Raw genomic sequence first — 16,871 nt, forward strand, 5'->3', positions numbered from 1 at the left:
GTTGAACATTTTTAGTATAACATGAAGTGTTTTTCGATTTAAAATGATTTACTTGACATTCTATTAGCTGGTTTAGTTGAATAAGAACAGAGACGCTTATTAAACACTCGCGCCTGATTGTTTAACAAGTACCCAGATGGAAATATAGACATACCTACAATAGATAATAATTATGCTATCTATATATTAGGGTGAAAACTTATCTGCTCTGGGTTCGCAAATAATTGTAATTAAACCAATTATAGAAAACATCTTTTCTTCGTGGTTTTTGAGAAGTTGTGCTATATTCAAAGTGTCAGGAGTGAGTTGATGAAAAAGTTTTTAACAATTACCGCAATAATTCTTGTTTTACTCGGAGCAGCTGGCTATGCTGTGTGGCATTTTGGGACAAATATCGCTTCCGAAAAAATAATCGAAAAAGTGGAATCTACTTTAGATGACGAAAATCTAGAAGAAGTAAAATCCTATATCGAGAACGATTCGAAGGTTCAAGAAATTGTAAGCGAGGCAGCAACTATAAATCCGGATACTCTTCCCTTCCAAACTAAGGAAGAAGCGACACGTGTGTTAATAAAAAAAGTGGGCGTTAATCGTTTACTTGATATTCAGGGACAAGCGCAAAACGGTTCAATTAGTAAGGATGAAGTATTATCCGAAATTGAAGGTAAACTGTCTGAAGATGAAATTTCTGCTTTAAAATATGTTTTATATAAGGAATTGGATAAATAAGGCTTAGAGGAATCGAGTCCTTTTTTTCTTTTCATTCTTCTACTGTTGCTTTATTAAAATAAAGCGCCTTTTAATGGAATAACTTTGATTTATCTTCGTTTTTAAAAACCACCTTTATGGTGCAACCAAACCAAGTGCGCTGTTCGTAATTTAATGGAAGTTTTGCGTATGAAATCTGCCCAAGAAGGTACTAACATCCGTACAGCCACTATTTATCCAGCTCCGATCAACATGGAATTGTTGGATACGATTACTGATAAGAATGTTTCAGCAGGTATGACTGCATTGTACGAACAATATGGTATTACACCTGATCGAGTGGCAAATGTTGTGGCATTCGCGATTGAAGTCATTCATTTTTCTAAAGCTTAGGCTGTCGATAAGTCCTCGACAGCCTTTTAATTTCTTCTCATTTTTTAATATAGGTTTTCTTAAGTTTCTTACTCCATTAAATGGCTCGGTTGTTGAACAAAAGTTAAACAACGCTCTTCAACTAATCTGCCCCGTTAGTTGAATAAGAAAAAGAGCTGTCTAAACAGCTCAACTATCTTCTACTAAAGCACCCGTTAGTTGAATAAGGTACTTACTGTATAACTTTAATTATCATACTTTCAGCTATTCATTCATTATAGGGTCGGTATATCATCTGTACAGAGAATCCAATAGAAACCCGAATAACATTTTAATAATATTCAAAGTTGTACGGGTTCAGTTTTAACTATTCTTTTTTTCTATTGTGATGATCATTTTACCTTGTTCTAAAAAATAATTTCCATTGGCCAACTTACTTTTCAACTCTCCAGAAGTGACACCTTCAGCAAAGATTCCTTTTTCTTCAAAGAGCATACTATCAACCAGTTTATTATCTGAACTTTCAAAAAAGCTGTATCCAATAAAAGTTGATGTTGATTTATGGATATCTTCTTTATTATATTCCGAATAAAAAATCGTATAGTTTGAATGCAAGATTCCATTAAATTCACCTTCGATTGAATATTCAGCTGTTGCTTGAGCAATGGAATGGACGGGTTCCGTTTCTGTCCAATTTAAAAGATTTAAGTCGCTTTTCAGCACCATAGTTAATTCATCTTCTTTCGTTAAAATTTGTTGAGTTAGTACCAACCCTTAATCAAAATATACCATCACTAACCTGACAACTAATTGTCAAGTTAGGTAAAATAAATGCGAGTCATTTTTTCTATATGTGCCATTATTTTATTTTTAAAACCCTCGGGCGAAAGGACTTCAACCTGGGATCCAAAACTAAGAATTAACTTTACAACCCACTCTTCATCAGGATAAGAAATTCTAACTAATAAGTGGTCAACGCCACTTTTATCAATGCTTGTTTCGGGAAACGAATCAAACACCTCTTGAGAACTGAATAAAGGAAATCGTAAAACTATATCGATTTTAACTATTTCTGATTCTAATGATTTCATCCAATTAGAAAATTCCTGATAACCATCTAAGTATGCAAAGGATTCGGTAAAGATCGTATTACCAACTTTCAGTTCATGTATTCGGGATAAACGATAAAATTTTGGTTTCGTCTCATTTTCTGGCCAACCGAACAGGTACCAACTCAAATGATAGAAGAATACTTGAATTGGTTTTACTTTTTTAGTTTCAAGCTGTTCTTTTTTTGCATAAGAAAAAGTAATACACTTTTTATCTTTAATCGCTTGTCTAATATCGGTTACCTTAACTCCGTCCTTGTTATTTAAGAAAGAAAAATCAATTAAATTTTCTGGTTTGGACTCATTAAGTAAGGTTATTTTTGCAAGGATATTATGTAATGCCTTGTCAGTATGTAAAGTCATCGTACTCGTTAGTGTTTCCTTGATTAGACGTAAATCCTCTTCTGTAAAGTAACTATGAGGAAAATAATAACCTTCGATTAGGCGATATCCTCCGAGATTTCCTTGTTCGGCATAGATTGGAAATCCAGCAAGTGATAGAGTATCCATATCTCGATAAACTGTTCGGGTTGAGACAGCCAAATGTTTGGCAACTTCCTCTGCTGTTACTTTTTGTTTGTTCAATAGAATAAATATAATTTTTAATAAGCGCTCTATTTTCATAAGTATCCCCTATTTTTTCTTTTATCAAGTGCTCGATACAAGTTTGATTTCGATAATTTTGTTTTGGCACAAATTTTCTTCATTGTCATATCGCCTTCATCATCATACAAACTTTCAAAGCAGCCTTCTTTTGTTTGATGTACAACAATGACAAAAGGAAAAATCCATTTATTCTTTTCACTTAATATCGCCCCCCACATATTTTATAATGAAAGTAAGCGTCATTTTTTCACCATTAAAACAGAAATTGATACGTTACTAAAAACTTTAGATATCTCCCTTTAAAAAAGACCACTTATTGGTCTTTTTATTTTGTACTTCTTCAACTAACCTGCCCCGTTACTGAATAAAGAGTTTATCTCAATTTTTGCAATTTACTTTTTGCTCCCCAGAATTTCATCAAGTTTTTGTGAAATTCCTTTGGCTTTTCGATTAGAAACCATTCGATTGAATGTGCAGGTGTTGGCATCTTTTTCTTCCTTCGGATTCTAATCTTTTCGTGATTAGTATAATGCGGGTAAATCACTGTGGATTTTCCAACTCTACTCTTAACCAGTTTTATCTCTTCAATTTCATCCCAATAAACCTTATTCCCTTCTAAGTCAATTACAACTCCTTCATCATCCCAAAAATATCCTTTATCTTCATTTCTTTTTTTCCAAAGATAAATAGAATAACCTATAAAAACAAATGAGAAAAATAGCCCGAAAGCAAATGTAAATATATGCGAGGTGATTTCTCTTATATCAACAAAGCATAAAAGTACAAAAATTATTCCCATTCCCATTAGAGTTGATATAAAACGCCGTGAAAGTTTATACAATTTTACTTGTTCCAAGGAGAACAGCACCTTTTCAAATTAATTTATTACTATTTTATCAGTTGTTCTTGTTAAACTAAACTGCCCCGTTAGTTCAATAAAGAGAAAAAGAGCTGCATATGCAACTCAATGAACTTCAAGTATAGCACCCTATAGTTGAACAAGATAAAGTGTGTTATTCATTATTTGGTTTTATCACTGGTTTTCCATCCTTATCCAATAGCGGGGTAATTCCCCCTGCATATCCGCTCCAACTAAATAAATAGTGAATTCCTGTTTCTCTATCTACTATTATTCTGTTTCCATTAGCCACGCCATTTTCTGTAAAGATTTCTTCAAATCTCTTCTTTGAGCCTTTATTCTTCTCTGAGTCTTTATTAAACATTTTTTCGCCCCCATATTACTGAAATTTCAAATAACCCCTTTTTATATTACGATCTTAGCAGGTAATTATTACAAAAGTAGTAAAAAGGCAACGATTTTCTTGGAAACAGCACATTGTATTAACCTGCCTCGTTAGTTCAATAAGAGAAGAATCCTTATCCCCTAATCTTCACTATCAATTTCTGTACATTTCAATAACTTCTGATTTACCGTTCCACTCCAACACTGCTTCCATCTTTTCATTTTCCTTAATACTTACTTCACAACTGGCATCGTTAGAGGGAGGACCAGTACATTCACTTTTACTTGATTGTACATTATTTTCTTCATTGAAAGTCTCTTCATTCACTCCAAATTCAAACCATGAACTTTTTATGTTATATCCAAATATTTTAGGTGCAGGTACTTTTCCAATATATTCGATTGAATAGTCTGCCAACTCTCTTTCTTCACTAATCTCAGTTTCGTACATAACAATCCAATACTGGATGGGTAAGCAAAGAGGCATTCTTAGCAGGTTATGGGGCTACACAAGCTGTACCTGGTCCATTATTTACTTTTGCAGCTTATCTTGGTACGGTTATGAATGGTTGGCAAGGAGGGTTAATAGCGACCATAGCAATTTTCTTACCTGCATTCCTGCTTATCTTAGGTACATTGCCTTTTTGGGATTCTTTACGTCGTAATCCTTCATAAAAGGAGCATTAATGGGGGTTAATGCAGCCGTTGTTGGGATTTTAATAGCTGCACTTTACCATCCTATTTGGACCAGTTCCATATTAACTCCAATTGATTTTGCTTTTGCAGCTAACATCGAAACTCTAATCCATATTCAAAAACCCGAATTAAAACTATTTTCAAATAGTCTTGATTCGGGTTTTTTCTATTTTTGATTAATCCTTATCATTGCCCGCAACTAGCTTACCTTGATATATCACGGCTTTTCGATGTGATCGTCTTGCTACAGCTTCAGCAGAGCAGCTTGCTTCAACAAAGACAATATTCGCTTCGTCACCAATCTTAGGCCAAACCTGTTCTCCTTTTTGATTGAGCGGTGTCTTCCCCCCCGTAATAAAGCCCAATGTCTGAGATAGCTTTTGTTCAGTACTATTTCCATACAGCTCTGCAAATAATCCTGCTTTCTCTAAATTATCACCATTACCAAATGGAGACCAATGATCGTTAATGCTGTCAGTGCCTAAATAGACAGGAACTCCACTCTCATTCAGTTCTGGTAGTGGCATAATTATCTTGCCAAAAGGAACGGTAGAGGCAACTGAAATGCCAAGTTTGGCAAAGCGACATGAGATTTCCTTAAAATCAGTTGGAGACATGTCTGCAAGTGCAAAACAATGGCTCACTGTTACTCTATCTTTCCAGCCTGCTTCCTCTGTTAAGTCAGCAAGTTTTTGTAGCGTTTTTAAACCAGCTTCTTTACCGTCATGCAGATGAATATCAATACCTGCATTTGCTTCAACAGCAAGATCCATAATTGTATTTAACGAGCGCTCAATATCGCCATCAACCGAGCTAGGATCTACACCACCTACATGGGTTGCCCCACTTCTTAGCGCCTGTCTTACTTCTTCTACCATATTTGAACGTAATAATCCATGCTGAGGGAAAGCAACAATTTCATGTGAAAGCTTATTTTGATATGTTTCAAATGCTTCAACGGTTACTTCTAAATTTTTCAAACCAATAGATGGATCAATATTTGTATGTGCTCGTACATGTGTTGATCCGTAGTTTAGCACTGTTTCTAGCATATGGACTGCTCTTCCTTTTGCAGTTGGCAATAGCTCAGGCAGTAGCTTTTCTTCTTCCTTAATTCGTTCAAAAATACTTGTAACAGGACGCACAGCGCGCCATGCCCCACCGAAGTAAGTTTTATCAATGTGAATATGCATTTCTTTAAAAGAAGGGAGCATTAACATACCCTTTGCATCGTAAGAGTCATAGTCACCTTCTGGCAGTACATTGGTTATTTCAGCAATTTTTCCCGCTTCAATTCGAATATGTTGAATCTTCGTTTCCGTTCCAACAACCGTATTTTCATTATAAATATATCCATTTTCCAAACGAACATTTAACAACCAGTAATTTCTCATCGTGTTTCCTCTCCCTTCGTTGAAAGGCAACCTGCAACAATATTCCCTTTGAAAATAGTTGCATGTCTCTCTGATCTTCTTGCTACAGCCTCTGCGGAACAACTTGCTGAAACCAATACCATATTTGCATCCATACCAATAGCCGGCCACACTTGTTCACCTTGCTCATTAAGTGGTGTCACACCATTTGTGATGAACTTAAGTGAAGTAGCAAGCTTTTGTTCAGTTACATAATTAAACCTTTGGGCAAATCGACCAAGTCGTTCAAGAATGTCCCCGTTTCCAAAAGGAGACCAAGAATCATATATGTTGTCACAACCAATTGCTACTTCGACTTGATGTTCATCCAGTGTAGGTAACGGAGGAACTCTATCTCCAAGAGGTACACTTGAAATGATTGCAACTTTGGCTTCTGCAAGCATGAGCATAATTTCCTTAGCTTCTTCCCCTACCATATCTGCAAGTGCAAAAGCATGACTTATCGCCACTCTTCCCTGCAATTGATATTCCACTGTCAGTCTTGCTACTTCTTTTATTGTTGTAAGACCCACTTCACCGCGGTCATGTAAATGAAGGTCAATGCCTGAATTCGTTAGATTCGCTAGATTAAATAATTCTTTCACGGACTTTTCCATATCTCCATCTACCGAGGCTGGATCTACTCCTCCTACTAGTGTCGCGCCTTTAGTCAATGCCTCCTTCACAATTTCTGAAGCATTTGTTCGAAGCAATCCATGTTGAGGAAAGGCAACAATTTCATGCGTTAATTTACCTTCATAACGAGCTAATGCCTTTTTGATCGTCTCTAAATAATTCAACCCAACCTCAGGATATAAATCCACATGTGTTCGAATATGTGTAACACCCGACTTCAACATCGTATTAATTAAAATGGAGGCGCGTTCTTCCATCGGCACTTCTAATTGTGGTAAACGTTCCTTTTCAATTTCAAATCGGTCAAATATCGAAGGGGCTGGAATATTAGCAGTCCACTTATCTCCAAGCAGAGTCTTATCTAGATGACAATGTTTTTCCACAAAAGAAGGGAGTGCCAGCAAGCCATTTGCATCCTGCTTTGGAACATCAGCCTCTATTTTCGTACTTTGAGGGGTCATTTTCGTAATCTTGCCTTCCTCAATCAGAAGATGTACCAATTCTGTTTTCGTTGCTACAACATGTCCGTTTTCATAGTGAAATCCCGTTTCAAGCAATACATTCATTAACCATTGTTTTGAATCCATTTAAATTTCCCCTCTCTATATGAAGCAACACTTTTGCCTCTAGCGATTTATTTTACAAATATTTCGTCTTTATCGTATCATGAAGTTTAGTATACTAATAATATTCATTTTGTTAGTTTTACATATCTTTTTCATATATAGAAGAGAGGCTGGAAAAGTGGATATTCGCCAATTACGTTATTTTATTGCCATCGTTGAGGAAAAAACAATTTCTGCAGCTGCTACAAAGCTACACCTATCGCAACCTCCTTTGAGTCAGCAACTAAAAAACATGGAAAACCATTTGAATGTGCAGATGTTTGAAAGACGAGGAAGAACGCTGGAGTTAACAGATGCAGGGCAAACGCTTTATAAACATGCATTGAAAATTACGAAGTATATGGAAGAATCTGAACGAGAGATTAGGGAAACAGCAAACGGGGAACACGGAACTTTAACTCTGGGCGTAAATACTTTATCAAATGAATATTTATCTACTACTATTCAACGTTATCATCAGCAGCATCCAAATATTACGTTTAAAATCCAACAAAATGATTCTGCGCAGCTATGCCAATTAGTCCGTGACCGAATACTTGAGCTAGCCATCATTCGTTTTCCTCTCGAATTGAATGACTTTTCAATCCTACATCTTAAAACGGAACCATTCTATTTCATTTGTTCTTCTAAAGAAATCTTACCTTCTTCTACTGTAACTTACGAGGACATACATCACTACCCGCTCATCATTCCAAGCACTGAAGGCCTTGGTTTACACTATATAATCATGGAGCAATTCTCAAATTATGGTCTTGCAACCCCTCGTCTTTCTGAGTGTTCAGACATTGCTCTTTTACTAGAGCTAGTCGAAAGCGGATTCTACGCTTCTGTTGTACCAGAAACCGTCATTAGACAGCAAAAGGGCTACAATATTCATGCTGTCAAAATCAGTAACGAAGCATTAAACAGCTCTTCTGGACTTATTTGGTTAAAGGATCATTTCTTATCGAAAACCTCACAGAATTTTATTAAGCTATTAAAAGAGGAATTAGAGAAGTAGCCATTTGATGTGATGTTAAAAATTTGTTCGATTGATCGATAGCCAATACCGTTCAATCGAACGATTAAATTGTTCGTTCAATAAGCCTACTTATAATTCTTTTTATCAAAATAATAGGAAATTAAATATCCTACTGTCCAACCAATGAACATCATTGCAAGTTATTTAAAATTGAACTTCCCGCTAAAAATGCTTCAATGATTAATAATCCCATTATACTCATAATTGAAACGTCCTAGTTTTTTATTTTCTTCAATTACTATGTCCTCTTTAAAGAAATACTTAGTTTTAACTATTACTATCTCTCTAAATTGATTTTAGGGTTCACTTTTTTCACTAACTTTATTAAACTATCCTTATCTTTTGGAGATATAAGCGCCATATTGAAATCCGAAGCATAAATGATTTCTAGACGATCTATCGATAATGCACCTATTGAAGTTATTCAAAGTCTGATGGGACATGAGAAAAGCGAAACCACCCGAATTTAAGCTCAATTAAGCGGTAGACATAGAAAAGAGTTTTATCAAAGGTACTTTTAATTAATAAATGGCAACGTATATATGACGTTGCCATTCTTACTAATGCACCCGTTAGTTTAAGTGTGATTCTTCACAAACTATTAGCTAGTTAGTTTAATATCTGAAAAAGAGCTATCTAAACAACTTAATAATCTTCAAGTAAAGCACTCCGTTCGAATAATTAAAGCGCATCCTTTAAAGCGGTACTTTAATTACTTTTTGGTTTAATTGGAGATCTGCTATTGAATATAAAATAGCAGAACCACTAATTTTCACTCTGTCCTCGTTGTATATACAGAATAGTGTCCCACCACGTTTAGAAAGTTGTCTAGCAATCATTTCGTTTTTCCCTAGTCGTTTTGCCCAGAAAGGAGTTAAACTACAATGTGCTGATCCACAAACTGGATCTTCGTTTACCTGTAACTTTGGCCAAAAGGCTCTGGATACAAAATCAACTGCTTTTCCCTTTGCAGTCACAAAAACTGCAAGACCTTCTGGGAATTGTGCTAATTTAGCAAAATCAGGAGATAAATTAAGCACAGCTTCTTCATTTTCGAGTACAAACACTAAATCTCTCCCTAGATATGTTTCAATAGGCCTTACACCGAGTGCTTCCACCATTTGTTCTGTTAACATATATTCCTCGACATTGATGCTCGGAAAATCCAATTCATAAAGATTACTTTTTTTCAAAACAACTAGTTCACCGCTCAACGTTTGAAATCTAATTTTTTCTAGTTCTTTTTCATAAAAATTAGTGATTACGTATGCAGTTGCTAGGGTAGCATGTCCACAAAGATCAATTTCTCCCCCTGGGGTAAACCATCTTAAGTGATAATTGTCACTATCTCCTTCTTTGACAGCAAATGCTGTTTCAGAAAGGTTATTCTCGCTAGCAATTTTTTGCATCATATCAACAGATAACCAACCTTCCATTACACAAACACCTGCTGGATTTCCCTCAAATAAATTTTCTGCGAAAGCATCTACTACATAATATTTCATTTTGAAAAACCTCCCGTAAATTATCTATTCTTTACTTTTACTCAAGTAGATCAAATTTCCATTACACAATACTTACCTCATTTTTTATAATCACTAAACACCCCCAGTGTTATAATGTGTTCATTAAAATCTCCTTTATTTTATAACGAAACTATGTATAACACTCAATACACTTGTATAACACTTAATGGAGGGTAAACATGCATATTGAAATTCAACGAAAATCAGAGACTTCACTCTCTAATCAAATTTTCCAATCAATTGTTGATCACATACGTTCAGGTCTATTACAAGAAGGAAGTCAATTACCTTCTGTCCGTGAATTATCAAAAGAGTTGGGGGTAAGTTTAGTTACCGTAGTTAAGGCATACAAAGAACTAGAGAAAAATAATTTTACTACCTCTATACAAGGAAAAGGGACATTTATTAATATTGAAGAAACAGCTACAAAGGAAACAAAAAAAGAAGAACCACCATTTAATTGGCAGTTATCTATACAAGACTATCTCCCGAGAGCTCAGTTTTCTCGTTTTCATTACGTTTCAGATGAAATTCAACTTTCCTCTTCTATGATTGACCCAGGGCTTCTTCCTAATCGATATTTAGAGCAAGAAATTCATAAAATGCTATTGGAGAACCCAAGAATTTTATCTCAATACAGTGAAGTTCAAGGAGATTTAAAGTTGAGGGAAGCAATGTCTCAATATTTAAAACAATTCGAAATTCCTACTACACCTGATAACCTTTTGATTACAAATGGTTCACAACAAGGATTAGATCTTGTAGCACGTACATTTGTTGGACCAGGTGATGTTGTAGTAATGGAAAGTCCTACTTATCCAGGAGCAATTGATATTTTTCGAGGGAGAGGTGCTACAATAATTACAGTTCCAGTTGATGGGGATGGAATGAAAGTAGATATACTTCAAAATTTGTGTGATAAATACAAACCAAAAATTATTTATACTATACCTACATTTCAGAATCCAACAGGTGCGGTTATGACTCAAAAGAGGCGTAGGAAATTATTAAATATAGCTAAAAGTATTCAAAGTATTATTGTAGAAGATGACCCATGGAGTGAGATTTATTTTGATAAAAAACCACCAGCCCCTATTAAAAGTATGGATTACTATGGTCATGTGATTTATTTAAAAGGATTGAGTAAAACATTAGCTCCAAGTTGTAGAATTGGAATACTTTCTGCATCAGGGTCTGTATTCAATCGTCTATTGGCAGCTAAGTCGAATGCTGATTTAGGGAGCCCGTTATTAACACAAAAGTCATTATTACCATTTATCACTTCAAATAAAATGATCGATCATTTGAAAAAATTAAGAACAGCCTTAAAATTAAGACGAGATATGGCAATCGATTTACTATTAAAATACGCACCAGAAGAGATTTCATGGATGATACCAAACGGAGGACTAAACATATGGATTAGTCTCCCGGTATGGATAGATACAAATCAACTCCTAATAGAAGCTCGGAGAAATCATGTAACATTCTTACCAGGATCAGCTTGTTATCCTGTAGAGCAAGAGAAATACCATTTACGATTAAGCTTTTCATATATGAGTGAGCAACAATTACAACTTGGTATTAGAACAATGTGTAATATATTTAATGCTGAAATTACATCAAAGAAAAAGAATTCCAACATGCCTTATTTTTAAATAGATATTTACTTATTTTATCTGGATAATTACAATATCACCTTTTCTTCTACGGTTCATCATCTTTGTTTAATTCGTGGCTGCGCATAGAATCTTTTTAAAAGCCCAATCTCTCAATTTATGCTGAAAAATTGGGCTTTTAGTATTGTTATTTCCTTAACGTTGTATCCACATTTTCCAGACGCTCACCCAATAAGAAAAAAGAGCTCCATATGCAACTCAATGATCTTCAAGTAAAGCTTCCGGTAGTTTAAATGCAATATTTCACCATCTGAAGGAAAACAACCATTATCACAGCTCAGTTCCGTTCTTTAATTCTTGTATCTGAGGTTGAATAAAAGTTGAGTTATAATTATTTATTTAATCTCTTTCCCATCAATTCTGCCATTTGTTTCGAATTCGGAGTTTCTTCATTTTGTAATTTATCAACGATGTTTGCATAATCCATTTCATTACGGTTCTGACTTAATTTATATGCAGCCTGAATTTCTTCCACCTTAATGTTAAATCCAACAATTCCTTTAAGTTCCTTTTCTAAAAGTTCTGGAGAAAGTTTGTCCCATACGATTGGATTCTCTCGATGTTTTTCATATTTTTCTAACATTACTGTTAATTCTTCTATTAATTCATCTTTTTCTAAAATACTTGCTTTTCCATAGATATGGATAGCTTGATAATTCCATGTCGGAACATTTTCGCGCTCATACCAGGAAGAAGAAATATAGGCATTCGGTCCCTGAAACATAACAAGCACATCTCCACAGGTTTCAAATGTTCTCCACTGAGAATTCCCATATGCCATATGTCCGGTAACATAGTAATCATCGCCTTTTTTATTTAATACTAATGGTAAATGAGTGGCAATTGGTGTTCCTTGTTTTGTTGACACAAGCGTACCAAAAGAGTTCGTTTGAATAAAATTCCGAATTTCACCAACATCAGTGACCTTATAGTATTTAGGAATATACATAATAAACCTCCTTTATAAAGTTATATGAGTGTTTTTGTCATTATTACATCAAATTGTTCTTCATTACCCATATAAAAAGAGTGAGCTCCAGTTTGGACAAAACCTATTTTTTTATAAAAGCAAATTGCGTTCTCATTCTTCTCCCAAACTCCTAGCCAGATATTTTCTTTGTTTTGTTCTTCGGCTATTTCCACCGCTGTATTTATTAGATATTTTCCAAAACCTTTTCTTTGAAATTTATTTCTTATATATATTCTCTCAATTTCGAGTGACTCATCACCCATTTTTTCTGATTGGGCATCATTTATATTTACCTTTAAATATCCAGCAATTTCATCATTGAAGTAGATGAAATAGAATCCCGAAGAGATATTGGTTAATTCCTTTTCTAGTTGTTTAGAGTTGAATGCTCTTTCCAAATAGGCTTTCATATTTTCAGGGGAATTCTGATTTCTAAATGTATCATTGAATGTTTCAATACTTATTTCTCGGAGTAATTGTAAATCCTCACGATTGCACTTTATTATTTTTACAGTCATTTTAATATACAGCTCCTTTATATAAATTCAATAATTTCTCTTGTTTCCTTTTTTCACAAATTCCCAGTCAATTTCTATATTTTTTCGAATCTTTTTAAGAAGATGAAAAATGATTTCTGCTTCTCTTTCGGAAAATCCCGTTAATGCGATTCTATTCGAATAATCATTTTCTCTCTTTATAATTGGAAAAACTATTTTCCCTTTGTCTGTTGGAAAAAGTCTTTTTATTTTTTTATTATGTTCATCTTCTTTCTTTTCAATAAATCCATTAATCTCGAGTTTTTTTATAGCACGAGAGGCTGTTGTTCGATCTACTTTTATCATCTCTGCTAACTTCTCTTGTATGATCCCTGGATTTTCACATATTCGAACAAGGTACAAATACTGTCCTTTTGTAAGGTCATATTCTTTAAATTCTATATTACTTATAGAATCTAATGCCCTTGCAATCATTCCAATCTCACGAAGAATTTCCTTCATAATTAACTCCTTTATATTTTATTGCAAATGCAACAAAAAGAATGTACGTTAAATTTAACCTAACTTTGTTGCAAATGCAATAAAAAAATTACGATAAAGAGGTCGAATAAAGTTTTAGGCTTAGTTTTTCCGGTTCAATACAATAATTCCTTGTTCAACTATCCTGCCCCGTTAGTTCAATAACGAAAAAAAGAGCTGCATTTGCAACTCAATGTTCTTCAAGTAAAGCACCCGTTAGTTGAATAAGACAATCGAGCAATTTTTTTAAATATAGGATTATCATCAACGTATGTATAATATTTACAGTTAATTTTGAATTATTTCAAACTTGTTATCCATGAAGAAATTGATGAGCTTTAGTGTTATTCTTCTTTCGATAGATTTCAAATGCAGTAAAAATAACCAGGGCAAATGAAAGCGTAAATAACGCAGACGAAACATTTGTATCTGGAATATACACTTCCCAGAATGAATTAATTAAGGCATGAAAAATAATACATAGAAAAATACTTTTAGTGGATAAATAAATGACTGTCATTAAAAAAGATAATGCCAAAGCAATTAGAGTAAACCATAGAAAATTCATGCTCATTTGATTTGTACCAACCACAAACCATAATGGCAAATGCCATATTGCCCAAACCCCTCCCACAATGAGCGTACTTGTGAATGGCGACCATCTTTTTTGCAAAGTAGGTTGTAAATACCCACGCCAGCCGATTTCTTCAAATCCACCTCCAATAATCATGATTGGGAAATTAATTAATGCCAGATATAGGGGGTTCTCCATAGATGCTCCACCCCAAAGAGTTGGCAAAAAACAAGCTGCAAACGCAAGTCCAACAGTAAATAGATACCATGCTAATGGATGTCTAGGATTTTTTATATTACTAATAAACGATTTAAACTCTTCTTTAGAACTATACTTCTTTTTTAACCAAACCTCACTAATACCAGGTGCAACACCACCAAGAATAAACAATATTATTGATAATGCAGTTCCGAACTTAAGCAGATTGAATTGTGTTAAAATTGCTAAACCGCCCCAAATTATCCACGACAAAGAAAATGTATAGAATAGAAACCTTCCTACCTCTTTCCCCAATTACGCTCCCTCCTTTTATTTACACCCCAACAATGATTGTACAGACTTGCATAGAGTATCCATTAGTCGAATCTCGTCAAAAAGTGCTTGTTCATTTTGGAACATACCGTAACATTTTTGTAAAACAACATCTCTTACAATTCCATCAATGGAAGTCATAATAAAAGTAAATAAATCCTCTAGTGATACTTCAGGCTGAAAGTTCCCTAATGAAATTCCCTCATGAATTGTATTAAATATTCGCCCGACCAAGTATTGTCCGCTTTCGTTTTCAGTAATGTTGGGTAAAATTTTCATTTGTCTCTCTGGATTGTTCGCAAATAAGATTGTGAGCTCAAATTGAATTTTGCCAACCGTTGATAAGTTTTCTTTAATGTACTCACCGAGAAAAGTAAACAGCTTTTCTATCGTCTCTTTAGGAGCATCGCTATTTTCAATGATCGCATCTACAGCTTGCTTATAGTCGGCATTTGCATTAGCTTGATTAATGATCGCAACAAGTATTTCATCTAAATCTGAATAATAGCGATAAATCCCTCCTTGACTTACTCCGGACGCTTTAATGATATCTCTCATCGTAATTTCATAGAGTGGCTTAACTGTACACACCGATAAAGCTGCTTTTAAAATGGCATTTTTCTTTCTAATTACATATTCATCACTTACCTTAGGCATATGTTACCTCCTCACACAATAAAATGACAGTACTGTCATTTTAATTGTGTGCCACGAACTACTCATTGTCAATACTTAAATTACAATATTGTCATAATATCCCTTGGATAAAACTCTCAATAAAGAAATTAGTTTGTCGATTACGTTGAATGTTCTGTTCTTAGACATAAAAACACCCCTTTAGACAATCCAATCTAAAGGGGTAAAACGTTGCAACTTTTAATAAACAGTAAATCTTTATTCAAAACAGTTAAACTTTATTTCAAATCGAAACTTAAACTAAACTGCCCCGTTAGTTCAATAACTTTATTATTTTAAAGAACTTTAAAGTTACTAAACACTTAAGAAATCAACGATCATTTTCTTTTCACGCTCTGGCATCATATGCATGTGTCCACATCCTTTTAGCATATGAACCGTACCATTTGGTATGATTTTTTTTGCTCTTGGTAATACTTTTCTCGCCGGAAATAAACAATCTTTTTCACCTGCCATAATAAGTGACGGTGCGTTACACTGTTGCATTAATTGTTCACTAACATTAGATGGCATCCCTACTTTTGTTTTTACATGATCAAAACTATCTTTTACCATATCCAAAGTATCTTTATCAAGAATTTCTTCTTTAATAGCCATAAATAAAGCTGTTTCTTTTATATATTTTTCTTTCTTTGTTAGTTTATATTTTAGTAGAGGTATCATCATTTTTACAGTACTGATTGGAAAGGCATTATTAATACCTGATGGCACAATTAATACGGATTTTTCTACTTTTTCCGGTGCGATACACATCAGTTTTGCCAAAACTCCGCCACCATAAGAAACCCCAAAACAAGCTATTTTATCAAATCCAAGCCCTGAAATAACGTCACTTGCCCACTTTCCATAATCATAATTGTTAGAAGAGAGAATAACTTCATCACTTTTTCCAGGATGACCAATTATATCAACCGCATAAATATGAAAATCTTTAAGCAGGAATCTGTACATTAGTAAATTATAGGCAGTCGTACTATTCCCACCATGAAAAACTAACAACGGTTCACCAGATAGATTGCCAGTTTCAATGATATGTGTTCTTCCAAAACTAGTATGAACGTAAACATCCTTACATGAATAATCCAATTTTTTTAATTGAGCATCATAAAGCTTTAATGACATTTCTCTTCCATATTGTGTTTTGTATATACTCATATAGACCTCTCTTATATCCATATTTTCCTATCAAGTCCTATTTGTATGTTATCACATTCATGGATATTGTATGAATTAAAGATTATACTATCTTACTTAATCTAGCTCATTAATAGCTTAAAAAAAGCCGTCTATACGGCTGCACTGAAAACCTTCTTCCACTAAACTGCCCCGTTTGTTCAATAAGAAAAAGGCTTTACTCCTTATTGAAGTAAAGTACCCGTTCGTATTATAAGGTCAGCCAGAGAGAAATCTGGTTGACTATTTTTTATTCAATTTATAGATTGATAGTAGC

19 protein-coding genes and 3 pseudogenes are annotated in these 16,871 nt (G+C 34.2%); 6 read left to right on the forward strand and 16 right to left on the reverse strand.

Annotated elements, in window-relative coordinates:
* The first annotated feature begins 309 nt into the window (after positions 1-309).
* Positions 310-729: a hypothetical protein gene (locus AMD00_RS02865; protein WP_053415576.1), complete on the forward strand. Its 420-nt coding sequence runs from the start codon at positions 310-312 to the stop codon at positions 727-729.
* A 129-nt stretch (positions 730-858) separates the two neighbouring features.
* Positions 859-1,101: pseudogene (locus AMD00_RS02870) on the forward strand (oxidoreductase); the annotation flags it as partial.
* A gap of 342 nt (positions 1,102-1,443) precedes the next feature.
* Here the strand turns inward: AMD00_RS02870 and AMD00_RS02875 are convergent.
* The 6 genes from AMD00_RS02875 to AMD00_RS02900 form a co-directional block, all read right to left on the reverse strand.
* A complete protein-coding gene (locus tag AMD00_RS02875; protein ID WP_169786301.1) occupies positions 1,444-1,851 on the reverse strand; it encodes a hypothetical protein in 408 nt (135 codons plus the stop codon).
* 47 nt (positions 1,852-1,898) lie between these two features.
* Entirely contained in the window at positions 1,899-2,813 is a 915-nt protein-coding gene (locus AMD00_RS02880) for a helix-turn-helix transcriptional regulator (RefSeq protein ID WP_053415578.1), read from the reverse strand.
* Positions 2,810-3,013, reverse strand: coding sequence for a MarR family transcriptional regulator (locus AMD00_RS23665; RefSeq protein ID WP_053415579.1), 204 nt, complete (start codon positions 3,011-3,013; stop codon positions 2,810-2,812). Before AMD00_RS23665 ends, AMD00_RS02880 begins: the two co-directional genes overlap by 4 nt.
* 155 nt (positions 3,014-3,168) lie before the next feature.
* Complete coding sequence (locus AMD00_RS23825; protein WP_245639426.1) at positions 3,169-3,651, reverse strand: hypothetical protein; 483 nt, start codon at positions 3,649-3,651, stop codon at positions 3,169-3,171.
* Positions 3,652-3,808: 157 nt separating this feature from the next.
* On the reverse strand, positions 3,809-4,018 hold the full coding sequence (locus AMD00_RS02895) for a DUF6440 family protein (protein WP_053415580.1): 210 nt from the start codon (positions 4,016-4,018) through the stop codon (positions 3,809-3,811).
* Positions 4,019-4,192: 174 nt separating this feature from the next.
* Positions 4,193-4,489, reverse strand: coding sequence for a hypothetical protein (locus tag AMD00_RS02900; RefSeq protein ID WP_053415581.1), 297 nt, complete (start codon positions 4,487-4,489; stop codon positions 4,193-4,195).
* 11 nt (positions 4,490-4,500) lie between these two features.
* Between AMD00_RS02900 and AMD00_RS22705 the strand changes: the two are divergent.
* Positions 4,501-4,910, forward strand: a pseudogene (locus AMD00_RS22705) (chromate transporter); the annotation flags it as partial.
* Here AMD00_RS22705 and AMD00_RS02910 read toward each other — a convergent pair.
* Complete coding sequence (locus AMD00_RS02910) at positions 4,911-6,128, reverse strand: amidohydrolase (RefSeq protein WP_053415583.1); 1,218 nt, start codon at positions 6,126-6,128, stop codon at positions 4,911-4,913.
* On the reverse strand, positions 6,125-7,369 hold the full coding sequence (locus AMD00_RS02915; protein WP_053415584.1) for an amidohydrolase: 1,245 nt from the start codon (positions 7,367-7,369) through the stop codon (positions 6,125-6,127). Before AMD00_RS02915 ends, AMD00_RS02910 begins: the two co-directional genes overlap by 4 nt.
* 157 nt (positions 7,370-7,526) lie before the next feature.
* Here AMD00_RS02915 and AMD00_RS02920 point away from each other — a divergent pair, with 157 nt between their 5' ends.
* Complete coding sequence (locus AMD00_RS02920) at positions 7,527-8,408, forward strand: LysR family transcriptional regulator (RefSeq protein ID WP_053415585.1); 882 nt, start codon at positions 7,527-7,529, stop codon at positions 8,406-8,408.
* Positions 8,409-8,706: 298 nt separating this feature from the next.
* Here the strand turns inward: AMD00_RS02920 and AMD00_RS24240 are convergent, their stop codons facing one another.
* On the reverse strand, positions 8,707-8,790 hold the full coding sequence (locus AMD00_RS24240) for a hypothetical protein (protein ID WP_407701115.1): 84 nt from the start codon (positions 8,788-8,790) through the stop codon (positions 8,707-8,709).
* Between the two features lie 40 nt (positions 8,791-8,830).
* On the opposite strand from AMD00_RS24240, the pseudogene AMD00_RS23830 reads away from it, so the two are divergent.
* Positions 8,831-8,899 (forward strand): annotated as a pseudogene (locus tag AMD00_RS23830) (tyrosine-type recombinase/integrase); the annotation flags it as partial.
* A 225-nt stretch (positions 8,900-9,124) separates the two neighbouring features.
* Here the strand turns inward: AMD00_RS23830 and AMD00_RS02925 are convergent.
* Positions 9,125-9,934, reverse strand: coding sequence for a PhzF family phenazine biosynthesis protein (locus tag AMD00_RS02925; protein WP_053415586.1), 810 nt, complete (start codon positions 9,932-9,934; stop codon positions 9,125-9,127).
* A 200-nt stretch (positions 9,935-10,134) separates the two neighbouring features.
* On the opposite strand from AMD00_RS02925, the gene pdxR reads away from it, so the two are divergent.
* Positions 10,135-11,613 carry a MocR-like pyridoxine biosynthesis transcription factor PdxR gene (gene pdxR / locus AMD00_RS02930; protein WP_053415587.1) on the forward strand — a complete coding sequence of 493 codons (1,479 nt, stop codon included), beginning with the start codon at positions 10,135-10,137 and terminating at the stop codon, positions 11,611-11,613.
* A 352-nt stretch (positions 11,614-11,965) separates the two neighbouring features.
* Here pdxR and AMD00_RS02935 read toward each other — a convergent pair whose 3' ends face one another.
* The 6 genes from AMD00_RS02935 to AMD00_RS02960 form a co-directional block, all read right to left on the reverse strand.
* Positions 11,966-12,583 (reverse strand): FMN-binding negative transcriptional regulator, encoded by a 618-nt coding sequence (locus AMD00_RS02935; protein WP_053415588.1) that lies wholly within the window; start codon positions 12,581-12,583, stop codon positions 11,966-11,968.
* A gap of 20 nt (positions 12,584-12,603) precedes the next feature.
* Positions 12,604-13,122 carry a GNAT family N-acetyltransferase gene (locus tag AMD00_RS02940; RefSeq protein ID WP_053415589.1) on the reverse strand — a complete coding sequence of 173 codons (519 nt, stop codon included), beginning with the start codon at positions 13,120-13,122 and terminating at the stop codon, positions 12,604-12,606.
* Positions 13,123-13,149: 27 nt separating this feature from the next.
* On the reverse strand, positions 13,150-13,602 hold the full coding sequence (locus AMD00_RS02945) for a MarR family winged helix-turn-helix transcriptional regulator (protein ID WP_053415590.1): 453 nt from the start codon (positions 13,600-13,602) through the stop codon (positions 13,150-13,152).
* Positions 13,603-13,933: 331 nt separating this feature from the next.
* Positions 13,934-14,707, reverse strand: a complete 774-nt coding sequence (locus AMD00_RS02950; RefSeq protein ID WP_053415591.1) for a CPBP family intramembrane glutamic endopeptidase — start codon at positions 14,705-14,707, stop codon at positions 13,934-13,936.
* 15 nt (positions 14,708-14,722) lie between these two features.
* Positions 14,723-15,382: a TetR/AcrR family transcriptional regulator gene (locus AMD00_RS02955; RefSeq protein ID WP_053415592.1), complete on the reverse strand. Its 660-nt coding sequence runs from the start codon at positions 15,380-15,382 to the stop codon at positions 14,723-14,725.
* 333 nt (positions 15,383-15,715) lie between these two features.
* Positions 15,716-16,576 carry an alpha/beta fold hydrolase gene (locus AMD00_RS02960; protein ID WP_053415593.1) on the reverse strand — a complete coding sequence of 287 codons (861 nt, stop codon included), beginning with the start codon at positions 16,574-16,576 and terminating at the stop codon, positions 15,716-15,718.
* Between the last annotated feature and the right edge of the window lie 295 nt (positions 16,577-16,871).

Origin of the sequence: Viridibacillus arvi (assembly GCF_001274945.1) — a bacterium.
GTDB classification, from domain to species: Bacteria; Bacillota; Bacilli; order Bacillales_A; family Planococcaceae; genus Viridibacillus; species Viridibacillus arvi.